20 protein-coding genes are annotated in these 23828 nt (G+C 39.9%); all 20 read right to left on the reverse strand.

Annotated elements, in window-relative coordinates; all coding sequences use genetic code 11:
• Positions 1-136: 136 nt before the first annotated feature.
• The 20 genes from F7888_RS16810 to F7888_RS16905 all read right to left on the reverse strand — a co-directional run bounded on the left by F7888_RS16810 (position 137) and on the right by F7888_RS16905 (position 23488).
• Positions 137-625 carry a hypothetical protein gene (locus tag F7888_RS16810; protein ID WP_191781439.1) on the reverse strand — a complete coding sequence of 163 codons (489 nt, stop codon included), beginning with the start codon at positions 623-625 and terminating at the stop codon, positions 137-139.
• 4 nt (positions 626-629) lie between these two features.
• Positions 630-1418: a hypothetical protein gene (locus tag F7888_RS16815; protein WP_191781441.1), complete on the reverse strand. Its 789-nt coding sequence runs from the start codon at positions 1416-1418 to the stop codon at positions 630-632.
• A 190-nt stretch (positions 1419-1608) separates the two neighbouring features.
• Complete coding sequence (mmsB, locus tag F7888_RS16820; protein ID WP_191781443.1) at positions 1609-2772, reverse strand: multiple monosaccharide ABC transporter permease; 1164 nt, start codon at positions 2770-2772, stop codon at positions 1609-1611.
• A 6-nt stretch (positions 2773-2778) separates the two neighbouring features.
• Positions 2779-4311, reverse strand: a complete 1533-nt coding sequence (mmsA, locus tag F7888_RS16825) for a multiple monosaccharide ABC transporter ATP-binding protein (protein WP_191781445.1) — start codon at positions 4309-4311, stop codon at positions 2779-2781.
• A gap of 93 nt (positions 4312-4404) precedes the next feature.
• Positions 4405-5481 (reverse strand): multiple monosaccharide ABC transporter substrate-binding protein, encoded by a 1077-nt coding sequence (gene chvE / locus F7888_RS16830; RefSeq protein WP_191781447.1) that lies wholly within the window; start codon positions 5479-5481, stop codon positions 4405-4407.
• A gap of 756 nt (positions 5482-6237) precedes the next feature.
• Positions 6238-6528 (reverse strand): hypothetical protein, encoded by a 291-nt coding sequence (locus F7888_RS16835; RefSeq protein ID WP_191781449.1) that lies wholly within the window; start codon positions 6526-6528, stop codon positions 6238-6240.
• A 149-nt stretch (positions 6529-6677) separates the two neighbouring features.
• Positions 6678-7889 carry a response regulator transcription factor gene (locus F7888_RS16840; RefSeq protein ID WP_191781451.1) on the reverse strand — a complete coding sequence of 404 codons (1212 nt, stop codon included), beginning with the start codon at positions 7887-7889 and terminating at the stop codon, positions 6678-6680.
• 16 nt (positions 7890-7905) lie between these two features.
• Positions 7906-9735, reverse strand: coding sequence for a cache domain-containing sensor histidine kinase (locus F7888_RS16845; RefSeq protein WP_191781453.1), 1830 nt, complete (start codon positions 9733-9735; stop codon positions 7906-7908).
• Positions 9725-10735, reverse strand: coding sequence for a substrate-binding domain-containing protein (locus F7888_RS16850; RefSeq protein WP_191781454.1), 1011 nt, complete (start codon positions 10733-10735; stop codon positions 9725-9727). Before F7888_RS16850 ends, F7888_RS16845 begins: the two co-directional genes overlap by 11 nt.
• Positions 10736-10927: 192 nt before the next feature.
• On the reverse strand, positions 10928-11095 hold the full coding sequence (locus tag F7888_RS16855) for a hypothetical protein (protein ID WP_191781456.1): 168 nt from the start codon (positions 11093-11095) through the stop codon (positions 10928-10930).
• Between the two features lie 143 nt (positions 11096-11238).
• Positions 11239-11964, reverse strand: a complete 726-nt coding sequence (locus tag F7888_RS16860; RefSeq protein WP_191781458.1) for a metallophosphoesterase family protein — start codon at positions 11962-11964, stop codon at positions 11239-11241.
• 156 nt (positions 11965-12120) lie between these two features.
• Positions 12121-13254: a M20 family metallopeptidase gene (locus tag F7888_RS16865; RefSeq protein ID WP_191781460.1), complete on the reverse strand. Its 1134-nt coding sequence runs from the start codon at positions 13252-13254 to the stop codon at positions 12121-12123.
• A 223-nt stretch (positions 13255-13477) separates the two neighbouring features.
• Positions 13478-13930, reverse strand: a complete 453-nt coding sequence (locus F7888_RS16870) for a VanZ family protein (protein ID WP_191781462.1) — start codon at positions 13928-13930, stop codon at positions 13478-13480.
• Between the two features lie 423 nt (positions 13931-14353).
• Complete coding sequence (uxaC, locus tag F7888_RS16875) at positions 14354-15763, reverse strand: glucuronate isomerase (RefSeq protein ID WP_225228860.1); 1410 nt, start codon at positions 15761-15763, stop codon at positions 14354-14356.
• A 1019-nt stretch (positions 15764-16782) separates the two neighbouring features.
• Positions 16783-17421, reverse strand: coding sequence for a YesL family protein (locus F7888_RS16880; protein WP_191781466.1), 639 nt, complete (start codon positions 17419-17421; stop codon positions 16783-16785).
• A 195-nt stretch (positions 17422-17616) separates the two neighbouring features.
• The gene (locus F7888_RS16885) at positions 17617-18906 is read right to left on the reverse strand and encodes a Gfo/Idh/MocA family protein (RefSeq protein WP_191781468.1); all 1290 of its coding nucleotides are present in this window, start codon (positions 18904-18906) and stop codon (positions 17617-17619) included.
• A gap of 21 nt (positions 18907-18927) precedes the next feature.
• Positions 18928-20043 carry a glycoside hydrolase family 88/105 protein gene (locus F7888_RS16890; protein WP_191781470.1) on the reverse strand — a complete coding sequence of 372 codons (1116 nt, stop codon included), beginning with the start codon at positions 20041-20043 and terminating at the stop codon, positions 18928-18930.
• A 25-nt stretch (positions 20044-20068) separates the two neighbouring features.
• The gene (locus F7888_RS16895) at positions 20069-20908 is read right to left on the reverse strand and encodes a carbohydrate ABC transporter permease (RefSeq protein ID WP_191781472.1); all 840 of its coding nucleotides are present in this window, start codon (positions 20906-20908) and stop codon (positions 20069-20071) included.
• Positions 20909-20930: 22 nt separating this feature from the next.
• Entirely contained in the window at positions 20931-21878 is a 948-nt protein-coding gene (locus tag F7888_RS16900) for a carbohydrate ABC transporter permease (RefSeq protein WP_225228853.1), read from the reverse strand.
• Between the two features lie 290 nt (positions 21879-22168).
• Positions 22169-23488 carry an ABC transporter substrate-binding protein gene (locus F7888_RS16905; RefSeq protein WP_191781474.1) on the reverse strand — a complete coding sequence of 440 codons (1320 nt, stop codon included), beginning with the start codon at positions 23486-23488 and terminating at the stop codon, positions 22169-22171.
• Positions 23489-23828: the final 340 nt, after the last annotated feature.

Below are 23828 nucleotides of genomic sequence, written 5' to 3' on the forward strand. Positions count from 1 at the left end.
AGAACAATAACAATTTTCAAGATAATTATGATTATTTTTACCCTTTTCCTCAAAAAAACATTGACAAAATTTAAACAAACGTTTGTTTAAATTTAGCCAGGGACAAATAATGTCCCACTACTGGTGCCAGGCACCGTTAGTGGGACGTTGTTTGTCCCGAGGGTTGTTTTAATACTTTTGCGACTCCAAGGGCAAGGTGATGCCAGAGGATGTCTTCGATCATTTTTTCCTGGTTTCGATCACAATCAATGATTAATATGACTTCTGTTCCATTATTATTCCTTTTTTGCTTTGTTTTTTTGAGAACTTTTTTCATTAACAAATCAATTAGAATCCCTAAGATAAAACCGGTAACGGCTCCAATTAGGCCCCAATATATCGGTCCCCACTTCAAGACAAAGCCTCGACTTGCTCCAATTACTGAAAAGGCAGTTGCAAAGCCAGTTCCTTTGTTAATAAACGAGACTCCATCCGCATAATGCATCGTATCAAAATATTTTTGCGCTTTGTGACGGCTTTCTAATGGGACAGCAAAGATATTCTCCCTGCTAATACCTTTCTCCTCTAATGCTGTAATGGCCATTTCTAAATGGGTTGAATGTTCAAAGCTTGAAAAAAACTGCATGAATCTACTGCACCACTTTCCCTTTAAATACTTTAAATGTAGGTGATTGGTAATTCTTCTTTAAGAAATTGGATTGTTCATGGTCAAATAATTTATTATTCTCGACCGCATTTTCATAAGACTGATAAATCACAAACCCATAAATCGAGAAAATAAATAAATACCACTGGATATCTAAAACTGCAGTTGCTCCATCAATATCACCTAGAAATAACAGCTGAATCGCCTCTAACACATGCGAAGAATAGAGAAATACAACAGACCACACGAGCAAAAAGAAGCCAGTTACAATCCGGTGAAGATATAATTGTCCTAATCCTGGCAAAAAAACAGACCACATAAAAGCCATTAATGGGACCCTCTTTTCGAGGTAATTCAATTCCATAGAACCGATACTAAAGCTAGTAAAATCAGAATCCTCCCTTTTTGCCAATACAAAGGCTTTGTTTAAATCGACTGCAGATCGATAACTATCCCAAATGGCAAATAAGTATACAGGTATATACATAAGCATCCATCTTGTATCTAGGCTCGCCTTGGCTAACTCAAACTCCCCACTAAATGTGTGAACCATGGCTAAATTAATTTTTGCATTGCAATTTACAACCACTTCCCAGATAAATAATCCTAGTCCCCGTAAATGCTTTGACAGTAAAATATGGCCGAATCCTGGAAACGCTGCTGACCACCATGCAACAACGTATGGATTCCTTAAGTGCAGGATTGTGGTACCGTAAAGACTTATGTATGCTCGATCACGTCTTGTTCGTTTTCTAAGCTGTTGTTTGTACATAGATTGGACTCCTGATTTCTCCGGGTTATTTACAATTAAGGCTAATCACGCTTTAATGATATAACCCTTCATGATTTATAAAATTATCTTCCCCTTCCAATTAATTTCCATTCTAGTAAAAGGAAATTAATTTCCAATAAAAAAGGTCTCTTACCAGAAAATGATAAGAGACCTTCATATACAGCCTTTTTTAAGAAGCCTTATTTTTATTATAAATATCAAAGGCAACTGCCACCAACAGAACTAACCCTTTAATGGCTTGCTGCCAATCAATCCCTAAACCAACTAATGACATTCCGTTGTTCATAACCCCCATAACGAGACCACCAATAATCGCTCCTGGCACGGTACCAATTCCACCGTAGGCAGACGCTCCACCGATGAAGCTTGCTGCAATCGCATCGAGCTCAAACAAGTTCCCTGCTTTTGGTGTCGCTGCATTAAGACGGGCAGCAAAGACGAGACCAGATAATGCTGATAACACGCCCATGTTAACAAACACAAGGAATGTCACTTTCTTTGTTTTTACCCCTGATAGCTGGGCAGCTTTTTCATTCCCACCAATCGCGTAAATATGTCGACCAATAATCGTTTTTCTCATGATAAACGTATAGAGGACAATCAACACGGCTAAGATCACGAGGATATTGGGAATCCCTTCGTATTGCGCAAGCACAAAGCCAAATGCATTAATTACAATGGCCATCACCGCTAATTTGATGATAAATATTCCCATTGGTGCTGTATCAAATTGATATTGGATTTGTGCTTTGCGATTTCTCCATTCCATCAGAACATATACCGCTGAAATAGCAAGAGACACGACAATGGTTAAAATATGAAAGGTACTTCCACCAAACAAATCAGGGACAAAGCCTGAACTAATTTTCTGAAAGGATGTTGGGTATGGGGCAATGGATTTCCCCTCTAACACAACAAGAGTTAACCCTCTAAACAGTAGCATCCCAGCTAAGGTAACAATAAAAGCTGGTATTTTGATATAAGCAACCCAAAATCCTTGCCATGCACCGATTAACCCACCGATAATTAAGCAGATAATCACAGCAAGCAGCATTGGTACCTGATATTGAACCATTAAAATCCCAGAAATCGCTCCTACAAAGGCTGCAATCGAACCCACCGAGAGGTCAATATGTCCCGTAATAATGACAAGAACCATCCCAATTGCTAAAATTAAGATATAACTATTTTGCAAGATTAGATTTGTAATATTTAATGGTTTTAATAGAATTCCTTCCGTTAAAATTTGGAACAGTAACATAATAAATACTAAAGCAATAATCATACTTGATTGTCTCATATTGCTTTTTGCCATGTCCTTTAATGTTTGCATCTTCGTCTACCCCCTGGTCTTCGTCATATACTTCATCAGATTCTCTTGTGTTGCTTCTGCCTTCATCACTTCACCAGTTATTCTTCCTTCGCTCATCACGTAAATTCGGTCACAAATCCCAAGTACCTCAGGAAGCTCAGATGAGATAACAAGGATTCCCTTTCCCTCGCTAGCTAATTGATTAATTATCGAATAGATTTCGTATTTTGCCCCGACATCAATTCCACGAGTTGGTTCATCAAGAATGAGAACCTCAGGGTTTGTTAGAATCCATTTACTTAAGACAACCTTTTGTTGGTTCCCTCCACTAAGATTACCCACCGATTGCCATATACTTGGCGTTTTAATATTTAACTTTTGACGATAGCTTTCAGATTCGACGATTTCTTGATTATCATTAATCACATGATTTCTTGAGAGCTTAAATAAGCTTGGCAGTGTAATATTTTGACGGATATCATCCTTGAGAATTAATCCGTTGCCTTTTCTGTCCTCAGTTACATACGCTAATCCATTTTTAATCGCTTGATCGACCGTCTTTAGCTCTACTTCTTTTCCTTTGATATGAACAGTACCTGAAATCTTCTGTCCATATGATTTCCCAAACACACTCATCGCAAGCTCAGTTCTTCCAGATCCCATCAATCCTGCGATCCCTACAATTTCACCCTTTTTGATATGAATATTCACATCATCTAGAATCTTCCGTTCGCCTTGAAGTGGATGAAAGGCATTCCAGTTTTTCAACTCAAAGATTGTTTCACCGATATTCGGTTCTCTACTTGGATAACGATTGGTTAAATCTCGTCCAACCATCCCCTTTATGACGCGGTCCTCAGTCACATTACCAGCATGAACATCTAATGTTTCAATCGTCTGGCCATCACGGAGAATCGTGATGGAATCCGCTACTTTCATAATTTCGTTCAATTTATGTGAAATGATGATAGCTGTCATTCCTTGCTTCTTCAGCTCTTTTAATAGTTGTAATAAATTTTCGCTATCTGCCTCATTTAGTGCCGCCGTTGGTTCATCTAAAATAAGTAATTTCACCCGTTTAGATAATGCTTTTGCTATTTCAACCAATTGTTGCTTTCCAACACCAATTGTATTGATTTGTGTATGTGGTGATTCACCTGCTAGCCCTACTTTTTCTAGTAATTCCTTTGTTTTAAGAGTGGTTTCGTTCCAATTAATAACACCTTTGTTCGCTTGTTCATTTCCTAAAAAAATGTTCTCTGCAATTGATAATTCAGGGATAAGTGCTAATTCCTGATGAATGATAACGATTCCTAATTCTTCACTTTGCCTTATGTTCTTAAATTCACACACGTTTTCTTCAAAAAGGATATCTCCTTCATACGTACCGATGGGATACACTCCGCTTAATACCTTCATCAAGGTGGATTTCCCTGCACCGTTTTCACCCATGAGTGCATGAATTTCACCCTTTTTCACTTGTAAATTTACATTCTCAAGTGCTTTCACGCCTGGAAATTCTTTTGTAATCCTTCTCATTTCCAATATGATTTCAGACATTTGAACACCACGCCTTTGTAATATAATAGATGATTTAGTGGCGAGGCGAGGTTCACTCGGTCACTAAATCACCTTAATTATTCGTTCGATTGATTATTTAAGGTCTTCCTCTGTCCAATAACCGCCATCAACTAGGATTTCTTTGTAGTTATCAATATCAACTGATACTGGCTCTAATAGGTAAGAAGGAACGACTTTTACTCCGTTATCATATGTTTCTGTGTCATTTACTTCAGCTTCTTCGCCTTTTAATACGGCTTCAGCCATTTCTACCGCTTTCTTCGCTAACTCACGTGTATCCTTAAATACTGTTTGAGTTTGCTCACCATTAATGATTGATTTCACAGAAGCTAATTCAGCGTCCTGTCCTGTTACAACTGGAAGTGGCTTATCGGCTGAACCATAGCCAACACCCTTTAATGATGAAATGATCCCGATTGAGATTCCATCATATGGAGACAGAACGGCATCAACTCTTTCAGACGCATAGCTACCACTTAAGAGATTATCCATACGAGCCTGAGCAGTTGCCCCGTCCCAACGAAGTGTTGCTGCTTGCTCAAATGATGTTTGACCACTCTTCACCACTAATTTCCCTGAATCGATATATGGTTGCAAGATCGACATCGCACCATCAAAGAAGAAATAAGCATTATTATCATCAGGTGATCCAGCAAATAATTCGATATTGAAAGGACCTTCCCCGTCCTTAAGTCCTAATTTCTCTTCAATATATGTTCCGTGTAGAACCCCAACCTTGAAGTTATCAAATGTCGCATAATAAGTAACATGCTCAGAGTTTCTAATTAAACGGTCATAAGCAACGACCTTAATGCCTTCATTGTTTGCTTTTTCTAACACATCTGTTAATGCCTCACCGTCGATAGAAGCAACAACGAGCACGTCTACACCTTTTGTGATCATGTTTTCTATTTGAGAGACCTGGTTTTCAACCACATCTTCTGCATATTGAAGATCTGTTTTATATCCTAGTGCTTCGAATTCTTTAACCATATTTTCACCGTCGTACACCCAACGCTCAGATGACTTCGTAGGCATCGCAATTCCAACATACCCCGCTTCGCCTCCGCTTGACTCCTTCCCACCACTACACGCTGCTAATACAACAATTAATGCCAAAGCCAGAAAGATTGATAACGCTTTCTTCATTCCGTAACACCTTCCCCTTTTATGTTTTGTTAGATGCCAGGTTTCCCTGTCTCTAGTTCAAATCATATCAGCTGGATTTGTAGTCGTCTTTTTAATAAACTGACTATTTTTATAAAAAATTAACTTTTGTTTAAGCGCTTTCATTTTGTTTTAGAGTTGAAATGGATTTGTGGGATGTTTAGGGGTGTACTTGGGATACATTTATTAGATTTGTTCTCTTACTGTGGAGGATAAAATTGGGGGGGGATTCTACATTGATTGTTCTTTGGTATATGGTTATAGGGGAATTCTTGCTTTGGTTCTACTGAGGTTGTCACTTTGAGTATGCTCATTGGACTTTTCTTGATCTCACTCTACTGAGGTTGTCCTGTTGAGCACTCCCATTGGACATTTCTTGATCTCTTTCTTCTGAGGTTGTCCTATTGAGCACTTCCATTGGACATTTCTTGATCTCACTCTACTGAGTTTGTCCCATTGTGCACTCCTATTGGACATTTCACTCTCTCTTTCCACTGAGTTTGTCCCATTGAACACTCCCATTGGACATTTCTTGATCTCTTTCTTCTGATCTTGTTCTGTTGAGCACTCCCATTGGACATTTCACTCTCTCTTTCCACTGAGTTTGTCCCATTGAACACTCCCATTGGACATTTCTTGATCTCTTTCTTCTGATCTTGTCCTGTTGAGCACTCCCATTGGACATTTCACTCTCTCTTTCCACTGAGTTTGTCCCATTGAACACTCCCATTGGACATTTCACTCTCTCTTTCTTCTGATCTTGTCCTGTTGAGCACTCCCATTGGACATTTCTTGATCTCTTTCCACTGAGTTTGTCCCATTGAACACTCCCATTGGACATTTCACTCTTTCTTTCCACTGAGTTTGTCCCATTGTGCACTCCCATTGGACATTTCTTGATCTCTTTCTTCTGAGTTTGTCCCATTGAGCACTCCCATTGGACATTTCACTCTCTCTTTCTACTGAGGTTGTCCCATTGAATACTCCCATTGGGCATTTCCCTCTCTCTTTCCACTGAGGTTGTCCCATTGAGCACCCCCACCGGACATTTCCCTCTCTCATTCTACTAATTTTGCGCTTAAAAGCACGCCAAGGCTCTTTGCCTATCCCAATTCCAATAAAAATATCCTTTATAACCAGTATAAAGGACATTCGTTGTCTACTTGATTTCGTTTTCACTAGCCCTTACTTAACATTCCCTTTCGAAATTTATTCGGTGAAACTCCGACTGTTTTTTTAAAGGCGGTACTAAAGTAATGCTGGGATTCGTAGCCGACTTGTTCTGCAATTTCATAGACTTGTAAGTCCGTAGAATTTAATAATTGTATCGCTTTTTTTATTCTCATTTTAGTAATGAAACTGACAAATGAGGTTCCAAGCTCTTGTTTGATGGTTCGGCTTAAATAAACGGGAGACACCTGCAAGTTCTGGGCTAGCGCTTCTAATGTTAAATCGTGATTCGTATAGTGCTCACGGATATAATTTCTAGCTCTTTTAACAATCGGTGAGATGTGTGCTTCTTCATCGACCTTACTTTTACAATGGTGATAGACAGCTTGAAGGTCCATTAATTCAGAAGTGATTGGCTCGCAATAAGTTGTAGCTGCAGCCTTGATTTCCTCTTGGATTGCCTTTTCAATTTTCGAGAAAGTCACTTCCTGTACTTCATTCCATAAGATGAGAAAGAACAAACCATGCTTATCACGAAAAATAAGACATTTTTGCTCAGAAACATTGTCTAGGATGATTTTTTTAACGGAATGAATAAACATTTCTCGATCTTGTCCATCAATCAATGGTTGATCAAATTGAAAATCTTGACTGCGAATAACCACTAAATGAGTTGGGTTCGTACTTGGCATATTTAGAAAACGAAGCTGTTCCTTCACTTTCGTTTCTGAGAGGAGCCCTTCGATCCAATCTCTACAAAATTTCTCCTGTATCGCTAGCGTGTTCTGAGATAGGTGACTAGTTGCTAATTCCATAAACATTCTTTGTTCCACTTGCTCGGAGATATTCTCCCGAATTCGCTTGAGCACCTCAAGGAGATTGGCTGGTTTGACTGGTTTGAGTAAATAATCAGCAACCTGTAATCTTAACGCTTCCTGTGCATAACTAAATTCATCATAGCCAGTTATAATAATAACTCGACATTTCGGTAGTTCCTGTTGCAACCTTTTCACTAATGTAAGCCCATTCATGATTGGCATATTTAAATCAACTAATATAAGGTCAATCTGATGCTGAATCGCTAGCTCTAATGCTTCTTCACCGTCTTCTGCTTCTGCAATAACGTCCATGCCAACTTCATTCCAATTAATTGAGTCACGAATCCCCTCACGAATAATTGGTTCATCATCAGCAATCAACACCTTCACGTATTCCTGCATTTTACTCCCCCCTAAGTCAATCTCTTTCATTAGGTTCCTTGTTCAAAGGCAAGAGGATTTTCACTGTAGTTCCCCTCCCCTGCTCACTCGAAAGATATAAGCCATAAGGATTGCCAAAGGTTAGTTTGATTCTCGCCTGCACATTCAGCATGCCATAGCCGATTTTATGTTTGTTTCTTGACTCTTCGATTTGATTAAAATCTGTTTCTAAATACTCCTTCAGCTGCAACAGCCTATCCTTTGGGATTCCGACGCCATCATCCTTTACATAGATTGCAAGGTTGCCAGCCTCTTCCTTACTATTGATTTCAATGATCCCTGGCCCTCTTCGTTCCTTGATCCCATGGTAAATCGCGTTCTCAACGACTGGCTGCAAGACTAGCTTAATGACGTTGGTTCCCTCGAGCTTAGGATCTGTGTTTATCTCAAACATTAGCTTATCCTTGTATCTCGCTTTTTGGATTTTCAAGTAGCTATAGATATGTTCAATTTCATCCTCTAAGGAAATCATATCACTCCCCTTACTCAACCCGATTCGAAATAGCTGTGACAACGATTCTACCACTTCAGCTACGTCAAACGCGCCTCTTTTCCTCGCCATCCAATTAATTGTATCTAAGGTGTTATATAAAAAATGTGGCTTAATATGAGATTGGAGTGCTCTCAATTCTGCTTCCCGCTTTTGTCTTTCTTGAAGCTCGGTTAATGACAGCAAATGGTTGATTTGCACTAGCATTGTATTAAAACTTCGTCCCAGCATACCAATTTCATCCTGTCGATCTCCTATATAACGAATCGTTAAGTCACCGGCTTCTGCTTTGTTCATAAATCGATTTAATTGACGGATGGGTCTAGACATCGAATGTGATAAGTAATAGGAAGCACCCACTCCAAATAAACAAACGACAAATAAATAGCTGAACACATAAAAGTGAATCTGTCTCACCTCCATCACAGACTCACTAGGTGAAAAGACTCCAACCGTTGTTGAATTGGTAAATGGAGAGGTCTTGTAAATAAACTGCAGATTCGTTCCATCTACTACTTTTGAAAATGTGTTCTCAGACGATTCTTCAAACCACTCTGAAGGTATCTGTGATATTAAGGCTTGAGGTGGGGCATAGATTGTATCGCCATCCTCCCCTATGACCATTAAATAACCAGATTTCCCTAGCTTCACATCCTTCAGGGTTTCTGAAATGACTCTGAGCTTCAAGTCTATCAATACGACCCCTATTACCTTTTGCGTGTCGGGGTCTAGGATCGCTCGAACACCAGAAACCAATTCTTCAGCCGTATAATTAATATGTGAAGTCACGTTTCGGTCTTTCGGATGTCCAATGAGCTCAAATATTCCTTTGTTTTCAACAGCCTTCATGTACCATCGCTCTTCCGTTAACGACTTAACATTTCTAGCATACATTTCATTACTAATGTACTCCCCTTCACTGTTAATCAAGAGGATTCCTGCAATTTCAGAGTTAACGGTCGTAAATCCTTGAAGAAATTGCCTAATTCGATATCCCTGATCAGCTGTGTGGCTTTTACGATCTGTTAAGAAATTCTTCACTTCTTGGTCAAATGAAATCAGATAAGAGATATTTTGCATATTTTCAACATAGCTCTCTAGCGATTTATTTGCCTGACCAATCAATTGTAATGTGTGATCAGCATCTTGCTTTTCCATGATTCGATCGACTGTCACATTGATGAGAATGCCTAAACCAATTGAAGGTAGAATGCTGATGACCAATAATAGCGCAATGATTTTATAACGAATTGGTAGATTATTCATCTCCATTTTCTGAGCGATGAATTTTCTTATGTAGCCTCTTTTATTTTGCATAAAACTCGCCTACATTTTTCTTTGTAACAACGGTGACTCCTGTATCCATCGTTGTCATAAACGTGGCTTCATCTGTAAACCTACCATTCTTTGATAAAATTAAATCATGCTTCAGATGAAACAAGTATTGCAGTGACCAATATCCCATATTCCACGTACCTTGCGCGATTGTTGCTGAAATGGTCTCATTTTTCACCATGTCTAATATTTCTTTGTCCGTATCAAAACTAATGATTTTCACATCGTTTTCCTTATCAAAAAGATGTTTCGCTTCTCCTACTCCAACTCCACCGTTTGCTTCTGTGATAAATAATCCCTTCAAATCCGGATGCTGGTTCATGATTTCAAGGGCAGCCTGTCTAGAGCTTAGTTGATCAGCTTTCCCGTCTTTTATGGCTACTACTTCAATATCTGGGTACTTTTCCTCGATTGTCTCCTGAAAACCTTCTGTTCGATCAATATGATTCGCTTGCTTTGGTAGAGTAATCACGCCAACTTTTCCATTTTCACCAACGAGCTCTGCCATTTTATTAGCGGCAATGACACCTGCATTATAGTTATTTGTTCCGAAGAAAGACGCTGCCCTACTGTCTGGTGCATCAGCATCAAAAAGAACAACGGGTATCCCCGCTTCAATGGCTTTATTAATCGTAGCATTGAGCTTCTCTGGATGTATCGCAGTGACTGCAATCCCTGCAGGCTTTCTAGCAATCACCTGTTCAAGGACGGTAATCTGTTCATTCACATCATATTGGGTCGCGCCCCGATACTCTACTGACACATTTAAGGCCTCGGCCGCATCCTCAAAACCTTTAAGCACCTCTTTCCAATAATCCATGCCAACCTGAAACGTAACCATTACATATTTCTCATCTATATCTCCGAGAATCCCTTCCTCTTCCTGCTCAAACACCGTTGAAACCTCGCTTGTTTGGTAATGATACAAATAGAAAAAAAATGCAGCAATCAAAATCGCATAAACAAAAAAAAGTTTTTTCAAGGAAATGTAACCCCTTTCATTTAGCCGCATAGGAAAAAAATAACAAGTCTTTTATAGACATAGTTTACTAAACAAACAGAAACCTGTCACCAACAAATCACATCCATCCTTCATAAGATGGGTGCCTGGCACCAGAAGTGGGAACGTTTTTGTCCAGCTTCTTAAGGTTTTATCGCAAAAAAAAGAAGCCTGTTACTTAACAAGCTTCCCTGCTGTGCACTCACTATGTTTCAGAAGTAATTCCTGATCATCCAATCCAAAAAGCTCTTCCTCTGAAATTCCCTCAACTAATGTTAAAATCTCCCTTTCCTTTTCATAACGCTCAAATTCCGTTAAAAAATAACTTTTCACAATGATCATAAAGCCTCTCCCTCTCCATCGCTTATTATGACTATATTTAAATGATTACCAGATTGGGAGATTAATATACATCCATTTTTGTTAATTTTTTTGGTGCTAGGCACCGGAAGTGGGACACTAAATGTCCCGCTGCCATCCAAACTTTACTTCCCAATTCGACCATTCTTCACAATGTTGCACATCATTTCTGCATTCGGATAATCGCTTTCCTGGTACATCGCTATCGTTTTTTCTATATCTGTACGTACTCTGTGAATCGTTGTTGAAACCGTTCCATCTTTGACTTCAATCATTCCATAGGATGCTTTTGCTAATCCATCAAAAGGAAGGCCAACACTTCCAATATTCATAATCACTCGCCCACCAATATACCTCACATATGGCTTATGAATATGTGCATAAACATAGATATCAGCAGCTTGTCCTGTCATGAAAGTATCAATGATTTTGTCATCCTCTGCTTCAGGCAAAATGATATCAAACAAGCTTTCTGGTGTGGCATGAAAAGCATGAATCTTCACTCCACCAACGTTCGTTTCAATACTAGTAGGAAGATTTTCGAGGTATGTAAGATCTGCTTCATCTAGCTTAGATACAGTCCAATCACGTTCTTTGTTCATCAGTTCCAATGCTTGGTCAGGCACTTCACCCTTCTCCACTCCACGAATGACCCACTCATCAGCATTTCCTTTAATAACCTCCGTGTTCAATCCACGAATTAACTCCAGAGCCCTTTTCGGCTCAGGTCCTCGGAAACAAAGATCACCCAGAACATAGACCTTGTCCACATTCTTATCTTCTAGATCGGCCAAAACAGCATCCAACGCCACCGCATGTCCATGAATATCTGAAATAAAAGCTATTTTCATGAAATCATCTCCTTAGAATCAGAATATCAGTCAAACCAATATAACAGAATTATACCCAACATTTGGGCCTATCACCAATAATATCTGCTAGGGCTGTGGCTTTTTACCATACCTCAAACGAAAAAAACCTAATCACATCGATTAGGCTCTTCCTACTTATTCAGATAGTTTTTGAATCGTCTTGGCCAGCAATAAAGTACGCTCAGTCAATGTCGGAATGTCCAAATACTCATTTTCACTATGCGCATTTCCACCCACAGGACCAAGCCCATCAATCGTAGCCACTCCATTAGCAGAAGTGAATGAAGCATCTCCTCCGCCACCTGTAGAGGTATCGTTCAATTTCATCCCAATTTCTTTCCCGATATCTTGAATGACATGAAGCAACTCCTCATTACGTTCATTCTTCTCCATCGGTGGACGGTTCATTTCGCCCTCAAGCGTAATCCTTGTTCCAGGCACATCACAAACCGAACAAATTTCTTTAATTCGCTCCTCTAATATGGCAGCTTGCTCTGATTCAGAAATCCGAATATCCACATGTGCTACTGCATTAGGAGAAACCGTATTTACCGCTGAACCACCTTCAATGATTCCAACATTAACACTAATTCCATTTTCATGATCTGATAATTGATGCAACTGAATGATTTTATAAGCGAGCGCCTCAATCGCACTTCGCCCTTTTTCTGGCTCAATCCCTGAATGTGCAGCCTTGCCTTTCACGACCAAGGTATATCGACCGCCACCACGTCTAGCAGAAACAAGCGATCCATCCTTTCGCGCTGGCTCCATGATCAGTGCATAGTCCTTGCCAAATGAATACTCCTCGATTAGAGCACGTGAGGATGGAGAGCCAATTTCTTCATCCCCATTTAAGATAATTAACACATTCTCATAAGCTTTCACATCTTCATTTTGCAAAGCTGTTAAAGCATACAATAGCTCAACCAAACTAGACTTCATATCAACAACGCCAGGTCCGTACGCACGTGTTCCCTCCACTCGGAACGGGCGCTTCGCCACAGTCCCCTCTGGAAACACCGTATCCATATGCGCACAAAGGATAATCCTCGGATCGATAGCATTCTTATGCTTGATAATCAAATTATTGCCATAAGCTTCTTCTTCTTTCACTTCCACCACAAAGCCTAATCGTTCATATTTTTCTTTTAAAAGAAGACCCACCCTATCAACGCCTTCTTTAAAATAAGAGCCGCTATCAATATTCACCAATTCTTCGATGAGTTGAAGCATCTCCTCTTGCTTATTTTGAATAAACTCTTTCACATTACCCACTCCTGCTGATTGTTACCTATTATTATACCACTATTACCTATATCAACGAGTGACCTAACATCTGGAAATACACCAGAATGACAGATTCATAGGTAATAAGTCGGTCTAATTTGATACTATAGTATATGAAAAAACAAGCATTCGTTGCCTTTTAAAAAGAGGCTCGAACAAAAAAATATGGCGTATTTCACTGAGGTATTTCACCAAATTCTACCTACCTGCTCGTCTTTTTTTGCAAATACTTCTTCATTAACAATAACGCGACCGCCGCTCCAATTGAATCCAGCGCAACATCTAACACTGAAGCCGACCTACCTGGAACAAAACTCTGATGAAACTCATCAACCATTGCGTAAAGCGTCGTTGCTATCCACGCATATCGATATGGATGCAATGTATGTGTCAAAGCAATTCGAAATAAAATCGCTAATAAACCAAAGAAAATGAAATGACCCGATTTTCGAAAAAGCAAATTAAGAGGATCAATGATCACACTAGGATCTACATTTAACCCGATCAAAGAGAATAGTCCCTCGATTAGTTGTCCTATGACACTTGACGTGTGATGACCTGTGAAGCTAGGAGAGCTTGTCGCATAAAAAATAAGAGAACATAGCCCAATTGCGGGAATCCACCAAATGATTCGATTTTTACTATTTATTTTCATCACCGTCTTCTACTAATTAATACGAATATCTTATCATAGCTTAATTGAGTGAAAATTTCAACAAATACCAACTCTTTGTTACGAAACTGAAACCTTCTTTAACTGCATGTTTCTACTGAAGAAAGCACAGACTAAGGTAACAAATGTCAATATTCTTCAACCCATCACACACTCATGGTGCAAGGCACAAACAAATTGGAAGGATGATTACATGCAAAATCTACTTACAAGTGTATTATTAAATTTCCTCATCTCAAAGCTCATGTTAAAACGAAATCTTGATTGGCATAGGAAACTTGTTTGGATATTTGCTCCTCTCTTTTTCTTTATGATGTTTATACAATCTGAATACACCATAAGAAGAATCAAAAAAAGCTTGTAGAGAATGGTGATCATTCCCTACAAGCTTCTAATTCTTCCCCTTTACCCTTTAATCAATGCTTTCTCAAACTGAAAATAGTCTCTCGCATTGTAGTAGGAAATCCCTTGAACAATTGACCCCAATAACTCCATATCATGTGGTGCCTCGCCATTTTCAACCCATTCACCTACAAGCTGACAAACGATTCTTCGAAAATACTCATGTCGTGTATAAGATAGGAAGCTTCTTGAATCAGTTAGCATACCAATGAATGGACTAAATAACCCGACATTAGCAAGTGCCTTCATTTGATCAAGCATGCCATCCTTATGATCATTAAACCACCAAGCCGTCCCTACTTGCATTTTTCCACGAATACCGCCACCTTGGAAGCTTCCAATAATACTAGATAACAGCTGGTTATCCCTTGGGTTGCACGAATATAAAATCGTTTTCGGAAGAAGATTTTCACTCTCTAATGTATTTAGCAGCTGAACCAATGGCTTCGAAACTAAATCATCATTCATACAGTCATATCCTGTGTCTGGCCCTAATTCTTCAAACATACGGCCGTTATTATTACGCAACGCATTGATATGGAACTGCATCGCCCAGCCTAAGCTCGCATACTTCTTTCCTAAGAATACAAGCGTATAAGATTTATATTTCGTTTCTTCCTCCACAGTTACCTTCTCACCAGACAATGCCTTTTGGAAAATCGCATTCACTTCCTCCTTAGTAGTAGGAGCAAACATGACCTTATCAAGCGCATGGTCTGACACTCTTCCGCCAAGCTCATGGAAAAAGTTGATCCGAGATTCAAGGGCTACTAAAAACTCATCATAGCTAGCAATCGACGTATTCGCTGCCTGCGAAAGCTGTTCAACCCATGGCGTAAATGTATCACGATTAATTTCTAATCCCTTATCAGGTCTAAATCCAGGTAACACCTGAACAGGGAAATCACCCTCGGCGATTAACTTCTGATGATATTCCAATGAATCCACAGGATCATCTGTCGTACAAATGACTTTCACACCAGACTTCTTAATTAATTCTCTCACAGTAAAATCATCTTGATTTAATAATTCATTGACCTTCTCCCAAATCATTGGAGCTGTTTTTTCATTTAAAATATCGTAAATCCCAAAGAAGCGCTGCAGCTCTAAATGGGTCCAATTGTATAATGGATTTCCAAGAGTCATCGGCACTGTTTTGGCCCATGCTAAAAACTTATCATAATCACTAGCAGAACCCGTAACTAACTCTTCTTCAACTCCATTTGCTCTCATCGCTCTCCATTTATAATGATCGCCATATAACCACACTTCCGTGATATTGTTAAACTTCTTATTTTCATAGATTTCCTGTGGACTTATGTGGCAGTGATAGTCAATGATCGGTAGATCCTTTGCATATTGGTGGTATAGCTCAACGGCAACATCATTTGATAGCAAGAAATTTTCTCCCATGAATGTCTTCAATTCAAACACACTCCTTTAGTTAGATGGTTTTTAATTACCTTTAATACTCGATATCAAGCTACATTGGAGATTAGTGCTCTGGCTTGGCTGGGTTTTGTCCTGTTGGCACGCTACATTGGACACTAACACTCAGTTTTAGACTCATTTTGTCCCGTTGACTTGCTCCATTTGGACACTAACACTCTGTTTTAGATCCATTTTGTCCTATTAACCTGCTCCATTGGACATTAGCGCTCTGCCTTGGCTGGCTTTTGTCTTATTGACACGCTCCATTGGACACTATTGCTCTGCCTTGGCTGGCTTTTGTCTTATTAACCTGCTATATTGGACACTACCGCTCTATCTTGGCTGGGTTTTGTCCTGTTAACCTGCTACATTGGACATTAGCGCTCTACCTTGGCTGGATTTTGTCCCGTTGACCTGCTACATTGGACACTACCGCTCTATCTTGGCTGGGTTTTGTCCTGTTGACCTGCTACATTGGACATTAGCGCTCTATCTTGGCTTCACTTTGTCTTGTTAACATGCTCCACTGGACATTACAGCTCTGGATTGGCTAGCTTTTGTCCTATTGACCTGCTCCATTGGACATTATCGCTCTACCTTGGCTGGCTTTTGTCCTGTTGACACGCTCCATTGGACACTATCGCTCTGCATTGGCTGGCTTTTGTCCTGTTGACCTGCTCCATTGGACACTAACACTCTATCTTGGCTTCATTTTGTCCCGTTAACACGCTCCATTGGACATTAGCACTCTATCTTGGCTTCACTTTGTCCCATTAACCAGCTCCATTGGACACTTGCACTCTATCTTGACAGCATTTTGTCCCTTAACACACCTCATAGGACACTACCAGTCTGACTTAGACCCATTTTGTCCCGTTAACATCCCCCACAGGACACAACTACTCTAACTTAGCCTCATTTTGTCCCATTAACATACCACCAATTAGATAAAAACTCAGCCAGGATTGCACTCCGTCCTGGAGGCAGCCCCATCCCATTAATCACACATTGACCGGCCGTGCCCGTGCTGCTTTATATTGTTCAATATCCTCAAAGCACTTCATCGCAAGCCACATATTCATTTGAACAAATAGGGTAAAGCCATAGATTGGAATAAAGCCTGGGAAGTAGATGAAGAAATAGTAGCTTGATAGTGTACAAATAATCATCAAAAACAAGTTTGCTGGTCTTAAAAATCCAATTAACAATGCTTGTTTAAAGTTCTCAAAGAACTTGAGCTTGTAATGCACATAAACTGGAATGACATACATTACCATAATTAAAAACGCAAACACCGTGATCATCATCAGAACATTGATAACCGTGAAAAATCCTCCATCCAATTGACGGAAAAAAAACAAATTATGAAAGCAAATCGCTCCGATGAACACGAAGGTATAAAAGAAAAGGTTACCCTTTACTAATTCCTTTTTATAAATCTTCCAAAACGTCTTGATGACAGGAACGTCCTTATCCCCCAACGCCACCTGTCTGCATACTCCATACATGGCAATCGTACTTGGACCTATTCCAAATATGATCAGTCCCAAAAATGTGCAGCCTAGCCACATTAGGTTTAGTATCGCGAAATGGGTTACCCAATTGCAAAAGGCCATGACTCCAGTTAGTAGTCGTCCCATGTGTATAACCTCCTTTTATACCTTGATATCATCGTTATTGGTTATGCTATTTAACTACCGCAGCTTGAATACCCTCCGCGTCTGGCGGGGTATCTGGTGAGTCTTCTCTTCGCCGTGCTCCTGCGGGTACTCACTCATCCCGCAGGAGTCTTAGATTTATTCAGCCTTCTAAAGCACATAATAAGTTTCAACCTTTTATTTCAACGACTTCTCCTGCAATAGTTCCTCAATCCGGATCATTTTCTTCTCTTGGACTGAGCGCCAAACCGCTTCTCCAGTAGTGACTGCTAGGGCGCCGTCTTTGCTTCCTGAGAGAATTTCGTATGGTCTTGTTGGGTCTGGACCAATGAATATGTCCTCTTGAATGACTGGGTCTCCCCCGCCATGCCCACCTTCACGCTGAACGACATGAATGATTTCCTTCGAACCAAAGAGTGGGAAGTATTCGATTGTTTGCTCTGATATAGGAAATGGAATGCGTGATGGTGCATGCCACTCTGTTGTTTCAATTCTTCCCTTCGTCCCATTAATGGCAAGACGATAGCCTTCATATGGGACCGAGAAATTGACTGAGTAACTTAGTAAGGAGCCTTTGTCATATTTCACCGTCGCGGTATATGTATCTTCGATATTGATCTCGGAATCAAACATACATTGATCCGGTCGATAATTGGTGTACCCCTCTTTTCGCTTCATTCTTGAGTCAATATGATCATCCTGAACAGTTATACTGTTACTTCTTGTATTCCATCTTGTATGATAAGAGCATTGATGCTTTACCTGACAGGTTGAGCAATAGCGTCCATCCTCCAGCAATGGATTATGTTCGCTTCCTGCACCATAATAATTCAAGGCGCCAAATGAGAATACCTCGACTGGTGTTTGATCTAGCCACCAGTTCACTAGATCAAAATGATGTGAGCTTTTATGAATCGATAATCCACCAGAATGCTCTCTTTTTCGATTCCAACGTTGGAAATAACTTGAGCCATGGTATGTGTCAATATACCAATTCAAATCAATCGATGTGACATGCCCAACTTTTCCGTCTAAGATCATTTCTTTGATTTTCATATGATAAGGACTGTAACGATAATTAAATGTGACGGTTACCTTCCCTTTACTTTTTGCTTCAGCCTCCATGACTCTTCTGCTATCCTCAGCTGTTGTCGTCATCGGCTTTTCAGTGACGACATCAAGGTCATACTCCAGCGCTTTTAAAATATAGGTCACGTGTGTATCATCTCGACTCGCCACGATAATCACATCAGGCTTTGTTTCCTGAATCATTTTATCAAACTCATGATCTAGATATTCGGGTACATGGTCGATTCCTTCGCACTCGGATTTACATACCTCAAATCTCTTAGGATCGTAATCAAGTAAACCTACTAACCTACAAGTCGACGAAAATCGTTCGAGCATTGGTTGAATAAACATTCCAATCGCTCGTTTACTTACACCACAGACTGCAAATCTTCTCAACCGTTTCCCCTCCTCGATTTGTTATTCCTCAATTAAATCCTGCATGACAAGACTCGCTAACACAAAGGATCCGACACCGTGCAGATCATTGGCACATCTTGGTCGATTGATATAGTGCTCATAGTCGCCGACACCTGTCCCAATACAAATCTCAGGCATCACAAACAGTCCTTTATCATCAAACGTCATTTTTTCTAGCAATCCTTGGTAGCCATTGATTGCATATTTTTTATAACTCTCATCAACATGACCTGCGTTCACTGCACGAGCAATGGTATAGCAGAATAATGCTGAACAAGAGGTTTCTAACCAGTTTTCTGGGTCTTCTTTTTTATCAACGACCTGATACCACATATGTGATCTTGGATCCTGGAATTTCACTAACCCATCAATTAACTCCTTGAGTGCCTGCACAATCTCAGGTCTTGCTTCATGTTCCTCTGGTAAGAAATCGAGAATCTCATTAAACGTAATGCCATACCAGCCAATCGCTCTCCCCCAGAATTCCGGAGATTTCCCAGTGATTGGATCTGCCCACGGTTGCTTTCTACTTTCATCCCAAGCATGGTAAAATAGCCCGGTTGCATCGTCCTTCGTATGTGCGCGCATTAAACGCTCTTGCTCCACGACCATCTCAAGGAGCTCTGGTGCACCAAAATCACGGTCATAATTCATCGCAAACACGCCACCCATATATAACCCGTCTAGCCACATTTGATATGGGTAACGATCCTTATGCCAGAATCCTCCATCAGATGTACGGTTCAAGGTTGGAAACATGTTTTTTAATTTATCAGCTGCGATCTTATAACGTTGATCTTGTGTTTCTCGATATAATGTGAAAAGTAATAATCCCGCTTGAATCGCATCTAATTCTTTTCGGTTCCATAAGAAGTTACCATGCTCATCAATATTGTGATCTACATAGGCTTTGACATAATTGAAGTACTCGTCACCCCCGACTTTTTCACGAAGCTGGAGCATACTGACGAGAAACACGCCTTGATGATAATGCCATCTCCCATCAGGTGGAAGCTCCTCTGGCTTATATGTTTCCATTAATGAATGGCAGGCAGCCTTCGCCCAATCTAGGGGGCTGACCAATTTTTCTCTAATTACTTGTTCTTGTGTTGTCATATGTTTGAACACTCCTTTTCACTCTTTACTTCAATCCACTCGTACTAATTCCATCAACAATATAACGTTGGAACATAAAGAACACGATAAAGATTGGAAGGATACTTAGTGTTGACATCGCAAACAGTGATCCCCAGTTTGTTACTGAGTTAGGGTCTGAGAATAGCTTTAATGCAAGTGATACAGGATATTTCTCAGGGGAAGAGATATAAATTAATGGTCCCATGAAATCATCCCATCTCCAGTAAAATGAGAAGATCGCTGATGTCATCATTGCTGGTACAACGAGTGGCACAACTATTCGGAAGAAGATCCCGAAATTGCTACAGCCATCAATCTTGGCCGCTTCATCTAATTCTCTTGGAATCGTTCTTATAAATTGCATAATCAAGAAGATGAAGAACGGTGCTCCAAAGAACGTTGGTAAAATCAATGGTAAATACGTATTAATCCATCCAAATTCATTGAACATGATGTACTGTGGAATCATAACCATTTCAAACGGAAGCATCATCGTCAGCATCATACAGACAAACCATACATTTCTCCCGCGAAACTTCACTCTTGAAAATCCGTAAGCAATAATCGTAGACGAAACAACCGCACCTACTGTTGAAACAATCGTAATGATCGCTGAATTCTTAAAGAAGGTCGTAAATGTAATTCCACTAAATCCTGCCCATCCATCCACATAGTTTTCAAAATGCCAGCCTTTTGGAATTAATGAAGCCGCATCAACAAAGACGGTCGAGCTTTCCTTAAGGGAGCTACTAACCATCCACAACAATGGATAAACCATGATGGCCGTAAAAATCATCAGTAATGTATGCTGGATTATTTTTTTCAATCGTTTATGCTTTCCCATATGTTTTCACTCCTCTCCTATTCTATTTCTCCGATTCATAGTGCACCCAATGTGGGGAGCTTCTGAAGATAATTGCTGTGAAAATGGCAATGATGATTAACATGACCCATGCCATAGCGGATGCATATCCCATATCAAAATAACGGAACGCGCGTTGATACATATATAGTACATAGAGCATCGTACTATTCATTGGCCCACCGCTCGTTACAACGAAGCTTGGTGTAAATGCCATAAACCCGTTAATAACCTGCATTATTAAGTTAAAAAGAATAACTGGTGTTAACATTGGTAGAGTAATAGAGAAGAATTGCTTTAATCTCCCTGCCCCGTCAATACTTGAGGCTTCATAATACATCTTTGGAATATTTCTTAATCCAGCTAAGAAAATCAACATCGATGAACCAAACTGCCAACCATATAGGAGAATCAGTGTCCAAATCGCTGTTTTCGGATCCCCTAACCAGGAATGGGTTGGGAGTCCCACTGCTGCTAAAAAGGCATTTAGCGCACCATCATTTCCGAACAATTGGCGCCACATAATCGCAATCGCAATACTACCTCCAACTACGGAAGGTAAATATAACATCGTACGGTAAAAGCCAACCATTTCAACTACTTTGTTCAAGGCAAGAGCAACTAATAACGAGAATACGAGTCTAAAAGGAACGGCAATCCCTGCATAAAAGAAGGTTACTTTAAGAGATTCTAAGTATAAGGAATCACTTGTGAACATTCTGATGTAATTATCCAGTCCGATCCAGGTTGCATTTCCCCCCATTTCATAATCTGTAAACGATAAGTAGAGTGAAAAGATCATAGGGAAAATAGTAAAGGCAAAAAATCCGATGATAAACGGTGAAACAAACAAATATCCTACGCCATTTTGGTAGTCTTTATTCTTCTTGTTGTTTGGCTTGAAGAGTTTTGTTTGGGTGGGCGTTGCAGGAATCATTTCTTCTTTTTCCATAATTCTTACCTCTTCCTATAAAAAAGTTATGGTTGTTTTCTCAAAATTTGATGCTTTTTGATATCGAAGAATAGAATAAACAATTTGAGCAGACTGAATACACGGAGACTCCCGTGGGATGCGTGAGCAAAGTGAGACCCCGCAGGAGCGTAAGCGACGAGGAGGCTCACCGTTCACCCCACAGGACGCGGAGTGTATTCAGGCTGCGGGGTTCATAGCTACAAACCTTGTGAAAACAGCCAAGATAAAAGGGATGGAAAGTGCCCATTAAGAGCACTCTCCATTCATGATTAATTCCCTAAAATTTGTTCAGCTTCTTGTCTGAATTGCTTTGCCCCTTCTTCAGGTGAAAGCTGGCCATAAATAACTTGCTCATCAAATGTTGCTAATCGGTCTAATACCTCAGAAGCAGAAGCCGGGAAGTTTGAATCAATTGGTGAACTCTTTTCAGTTACCTTAGAAATATAATCGAACACCTTCTTATCCGTTTCACTTAAATTCGCAGCTAACTCGTCACGAATTTCTTGTTTCAACGGTACACCACGGTCAGATCCTGAAATGTTATAAACCTCAATATTATTGATAAAGAAGTCGATAAATTTAGCTGCTTCTTCTTTATGCTTTGAACTCTTAGGAATCGACCAAAGCATCGCTGGCTTTAAGTACATCCCTTGATCATTACCAGGTCCAGGTAGCACCTGCATTTGAATATTCGCATCAGGAATTGTTGCAGTAACTGCTGTTGCTTGGTTTGACCATCTGAAGTCAATCGCAGCATCTCCACGAGCAATTAATTCATCCTCTACCCCTTTAATCTGTTGAATCACATCATAAGCAGGAAGCGCTTTCTTTTCTACTAATTCTTTATTCATATTAAAATAGTTAACTAATAATTGATCATCGTCATACCCAAGACCAGTTCCATCCTCATTAAACATTTTGTACCCTTGAGTTCTTAAGTAATATTCGAATAAGTTCTTAGGTTCCATTAAGCGTGCACCGTATTTACCAGTAGCTGCGGCAATGTCTTCAGAAATCTTAGCGAAATCATCCCAAGTCCAGTCATCTGCTGGAGCACTTACACCCGCTTCGTCAAACATATCTTGATTGTAGAACGCAACTAAGGCATTCGTTCCAGTTGGAATACCAAGTAGTTGACCATCTTGAGTACCAGATTCTAAAACAGTCTCACTAACACCATCCATATTAATGGTTCCATTTTCCACAAATGGTGTTAAATCCTCTAGTAATCCTTTATCTGCATATTGGTTTAAGTATTCACCAAAGTTTTGTTGCATAATATCAGGAAGGTTATTCCCTGCAGCCTCTGCTGCCATCTTGTCAAAATAACCATCAAATCCTGTGAAAGAAGGTTCGATTTTAATATTTGGGTTTTCTTTTTCAAACAGGTCAATAATTTCCTTTGTTTGGTCATGACGACTTTGAGATCCCCACCAAGACATTCTTAACGTTACTACGCCTTCTTCACCTGAATCTTCTCCACCAGTGCTGCTAGATTCTCCTGTTGTGTCCGATGATCCTGAGCATGCTGTTAAAGCAAGCATCATCATCACCAAAAGAAATGCCAAACTCTTTTTCAAATGCTTCATACCCCTCTTCCTCCCCTTTTTTGCTTTTGTAAGCGTTTTCTATCGCTTCTTAATATTAGAAGATTTTGTTAAATTTAAAAATAAAATCAGCAGACATCTTTATGTATAAAAAACAGTGTATTGAAAAGCTGTCTTCTCACTGTGGTTATTTTGAATAAAATTCTAGCAGCATGAATACACGGAGACTCCCGTGGGATGCGTGAGCAAAGTGAGACCCCGCAGGAGCGTAAGCGACGAGTTATCATGAACGAAACTAGCTCCTTACTCGTAAATTCGTAGGTTAATTTGGTAAGAATGTTTAGTGATAGAAACAAACAAAACCAAATCAGAGCTACATTAC

This window comes from Litchfieldia stipae, from assembly GCF_014837155.1.
Classification (GTDB): domain Bacteria; phylum Bacillota; class Bacilli; order Bacillales; family Bacillaceae_L; genus Litchfieldia.

Bases quoted from the DNA above. Each gene is read 5' to 3' on its own strand.
- chvE (WP_191781447.1), bottom strand. From the start codon at position 5,481: ATGAAGAAAGCGTTATCAATCTTTCTGGCTTTGGCATTAATTGTTGTA.
- F7888_RS16855 (WP_191781456.1), bottom strand. From the start codon at position 11,095: ATGATCATTGTGAAAAGTTATTTTTTAACGGAATTTGAGCGTTATGAA.
- F7888_RS16900 (WP_225228853.1), bottom strand. From the start codon at position 21,878: ATGGAAAAAGAAGAAATGATTCCTGCAACGCCCACCCAAACAAAACTC.
- F7888_RS16810 (WP_191781439.1), bottom strand. From the start codon at position 625: ATGCAGTTTTTTTCAAGCTTTGAACATTCAACCCATTTAGAAATGGCC.
- F7888_RS16905 (WP_191781474.1), bottom strand. From the start codon at position 23,488: ATGAAGCATTTGAAAAAGAGTTTGGCATTTCTTTTGGTGATGATGATG.
- F7888_RS16890 (WP_191781470.1), bottom strand. From the start codon at position 20,043: ATGACAACACAAGAACAAGTAATTAGAGAAAAATTGGTCAGCCCCCTA.
- F7888_RS16880 (WP_191781466.1), bottom strand. From the start codon at position 17,421: ATGGGACGACTACTAACTGGAGTCATGGCCTTTTGCAATTGGGTAACC.
- F7888_RS16840 (WP_191781451.1), bottom strand. From the start codon at position 7,889: ATGCAGGAATACGTGAAGGTGTTGATTGCTGATGATGAACCAATTATT.
- F7888_RS16870 (WP_191781462.1), bottom strand. From the start codon at position 13,930: ATGAAAATAAATAGTAAAAATCGAATCATTTGGTGGATTCCCGCAATT.
- F7888_RS16815 (WP_191781441.1), bottom strand. From the start codon at position 1,418: ATGTACAAACAACAGCTTAGAAAACGAACAAGACGTGATCGAGCATAC.
- F7888_RS16895 (WP_191781472.1), bottom strand. From the start codon at position 20,908: ATGGGAAAGCATAAACGATTGAAAAAAATAATCCAGCATACATTACTG.
- F7888_RS16845 (WP_191781453.1), bottom strand. From the start codon at position 9,735: ATGCAAAATAAAAGAGGCTACATAAGAAAATTCATCGCTCAGAAAATG.
- F7888_RS16835 (WP_191781449.1), bottom strand. From the start codon at position 6,528: ATGGGACAACCTCAGTGGAAAGAGAGAGGGAAATGCCCAATGGGAGTA.
- F7888_RS16860 (WP_191781458.1), bottom strand. From the start codon at position 11,964: ATGAAAATAGCTTTTATTTCAGATATTCATGGACATGCGGTGGCGTTG.
- mmsA (WP_191781445.1), bottom strand. From the start codon at position 4,311: ATGTCTGAAATCATATTGGAAATGAGAAGGATTACAAAAGAATTTCCA.
- uxaC (WP_225228860.1), bottom strand. From the start codon at position 15,763: ATGGGAGAAAATTTCTTGCTATCAAATGATGTTGCCGTTGAGCTATAC.
- mmsB (WP_191781443.1), bottom strand. From the start codon at position 2,772: ATGCAAACATTAAAGGACATGGCAAAAAGCAATATGAGACAATCAAGT.